Origin of the sequence: Fretibacterium fastidiosum (assembly GCF_000210715.1) — a bacterium.
Taxonomy (GTDB): domain Bacteria; phylum Synergistota; class Synergistia; order Synergistales; family Aminobacteriaceae; genus Fretibacterium; species Fretibacterium fastidiosum.
Genome location: NC_021038.1, coordinates 1,139,626 through 1,142,810 on the forward strand (window position 1 = coordinate 1,139,626; position 3,185 = coordinate 1,142,810).

1 protein-coding gene and 1 pseudogene are annotated in these 3,185 nt (G+C 62.7%); one reads left to right on the forward strand and one right to left on the reverse strand.

Annotation, left to right across the window (positions count from 1 at the left end; translation table 11 throughout):
* Nucleotides 1-294: pseudogene (locus SY1_RS05240) on the reverse strand (amidohydrolase); the annotation flags it as partial.
* A 361-nt stretch (nucleotides 295-655) separates the two neighbouring features.
* Here SY1_RS05240 and SY1_RS05245 point away from each other — a divergent pair.
* The coding region (locus tag SY1_RS05245; protein ID WP_208872952.1) for a hypothetical protein at nucleotides 656-3,185 on the forward strand (2,530 nt) is incomplete at its 3' end.

Genomic DNA, 3,185 nt, shown 5'->3' on the forward strand with positions numbered 1-3,185 from the left:
AAAGGGATTCAGGGCGTCGATGCCGCGCACCTGGGCCGTCACCGGGTCGGTCTTCTCGTTTCCGTCGATCTGGGCGGGCAGGGTATTGGGCTCGTTAAAGGTCGAGATGTGCGTGTGGGCGTCGATCAGCCCCGGCGTCAGCCACTTCCCCGTCAGGTCCAGGACCTCCGCCCCGGCCGGGACCGCGACGTCCACGCCGCAGGCCGCGATCTTTCCATCCTCCACCAGGACCGTGCCGCGCTCGAGCGTCCTCCCCGCAACCGTGACGACCCTCGCGTCTTTCAAGACAAGCATCTTTCAGAAAAACCTCCAACCATCAGGATATTCTTAACGCGACGATTGTACAACGAAATCCCGCCGAAGGGCAGTCCGCCTCCATGGCAGACCGTCCCCTCCGGCGCTTACGACGGAGCACCAGGGCATCGAGGCTTCCGTCCTGCATCGGGCCACACGGCGCATCCAAGAAAGGATAAACCAACCAATATTTATTTAAAATAATTAAATTTGAAAAATAATTATTCGTCTTGTAGATGCTTAAGTAAACATGTATAATCTCAGTTCGTTTTTCAAAATCATCTCTTAGCGGCAAAGGAACATTTCCCTCTGGCTTTCGTCTTGAGGAGGAGGTTCCAATCTTGTAAGGAGGGACATCGTTTTGAGAGGTAAGCGAAAAGTGTTGGGTTGGCTCGCGCTGACAGGCGCGCTGGCGGTCGGTACCGCCTGGGCCACGGCAAGCGTTCTGGAGGTCCCCCCGGGGACGACGAATGGTGCCGATTTCACCCTGACGCCCACGGACGACGACGGCGTCTTCAACACCATCCGGGGAGGGGGACGCTTCGAGGGGGCCGTCAAGGGCGAGCCCGGCAGGACGCGGGTGCTCCAGCTTACGGCTGCGGGCAGCGGGTCCCTGGTCGTGGCTCCCGGCGCGCAAAAGTCCCTCGACGGCGATGCGGGGAACAAAACCTTCCAGCTCCTCGTGAGTTCCGACGCCGGCAGGAGGGTCGTCGTCAGAGGGTCGAACGGGGACAACCCTTCGGAGGAGGAGTACAGGACCCATTACAGCGGGGGGACGCTGATCCGAGGCGGCGTGCTGAGCGCGGCCAACGACGCCCTCGGACAGGGATGGGTCGGCATCCTGAGCGCGCCGTACTCGGCGAACGCCCCCACCCTGGCGGCCGACGGTCCCCTTCCCCTAACCCTGGGGGCAGCAAGGGCCGAGGGACAACCCCTGCTGCTGTTCGTCGAAAGCGAGGACGTGGGGAACGAGCGCCTCACCTATGGCATCCTGGACGCCCCTGACCAGCAGGAGCTGACCCTTCGGCACGGCCTGGGCCAAAGGCAGGTCAGGAGGCCCAGGGCCATGGCTCTGGGGGATGAGTTGGCGGAGCTCGAGGCGTTCGACAACGACTTCTACGGGTCCACGTCGGGCAAGGGTTTTGTCCGCCTGGTCAAGACGGGCAAGGGGACGCTGACGATCGATTCCGACGCGCGGACACCCAACCTCGCGAACGCCGGGGACAAGGGCCTCGAGGCCAGGGCCCTGGACGGGGCGCACCATTTGGGCGGCACGGACGTGCGGGAGGGCAGCCTGATCGTCCGTGGCGGGGAGTTCAAGGTCCCCGGCGACCACTTCCGCGGCTCCCTGGGCAGGGTCTGGGCATCCTTCCAGGGCAGCGGATCCCTGGCGGACACCGAGTCCTTCAACCGGGGACTTCTGAGGGAGAAGGCGCTTCACACGGAGAGCAATTATGTGACTTGTCACTTCTACAACCCTCTCTGGATCAGGAAGGGCGCCAGCGTCGCCGTGGACCGCAGCCAGATCTTCAGCCAGCTGAACACCGAGCCTGACTCCACGTTCGAGGCAAAACCCTATGCCGTGGGCGGACAGCTCCATTACCCCTACGTCGTGGTGACCCTGGACGGGAACGACTCGCACGTGGACGGGCTGCTGAAGGGCAAGTTTCACCTGGTGCTCGATTCCCGACTTGGGAAACGACATCCCCGGGACTTTACGTTCCAGAACAAGGATTACTCGGGGAGAAACCTAACCCTGTTCCTCAACAACCCAAAGAACAAAATCTTCGCCGAGGGCGAGACCCTGGTGGTCAATGGGGTCCTGGAGCTTGCAGGCGCCGGGTCCATCGGAGGGGGCAAGGTGACGGTCGGAGCCATCAAGGAAGAGGACGGCTTCGAGACGGGAGGCGGAGCCACCCTGGTGGCCGCGAAGACTCTGGAGGTGGCCGGCAAGGCCGAGGTCAAGTTCGGCGGCATGCTGGCGGCCGAGCAGGGGCAGGTGTTGTCCTTCAGGGACATTGCCGTCAACACACACAAAAAGCTGCCAAGCGGCAAATTTCAATCAGGTCCCCTCACGATCAATTCGGCCATTACGGGCGGCAGCCAAAACCTGAGCGGCGCGGTGGAGTTCGGCGGCGAGGGCAGGAGGTTCAACTGGACGAGTCCCCTGAATATCCATGTCCGCGGCGGAGAATTGCGTCTGAGCGGCCTTCCGGAGAGGACGGCATCGGGAAACGAACCCCTTGCCCGCATCAATATCGGGATAGGGAACAGGGCCCTGGCCAGAACATTTTCTCTGGGCAGGGGCGTCAGGGACCTCTCCAAAAACGTGGAGCTGAGCCTGGGGAAATACAGCTGCATCGGCGTCGTTCCCAATGACGGCGACGTCGCCGGCACGCGCGCCGAGGCGGCGGACAGGAGCCCCATCTTCAAGGCCAAGACCATCGACTATTACTACCTGGACGGCGTTGATCCCCGACTGACCATCCAGCTGGACCCCTCGCAGCTCACCGCCAGGACGCTCAAAAAAGGCTGGATATCCCTGATCGGTTCCGTCGAGGCGAAGGAATGGAAGAAGCTGCGCACCAAGGACAAGGCGACGGGGGAGAGCTTTACGAAGGTCCGGGTCTCCTGGCTGAACGCCTCGAAGGACATCGTCCCGGGCAATGCCGCCTCTGAGGACGCAAGCGCCCGGGTTCACCTGGACGACGATAAGTTCACGATCCTGCTCGAGGTCTTCGAGGACGTCAAGGCCCCGGAGAATCCCGTGCCGCAGCCCAACCCCAACCCAGGGCCCAATCCCCAACCCAATCCCAACCCTGGGCCCAACCCCAATCCCGGCCCCACTCCCAACCCTCAGAACCCCACGCCGGACAAGCCCGATCGGCCGA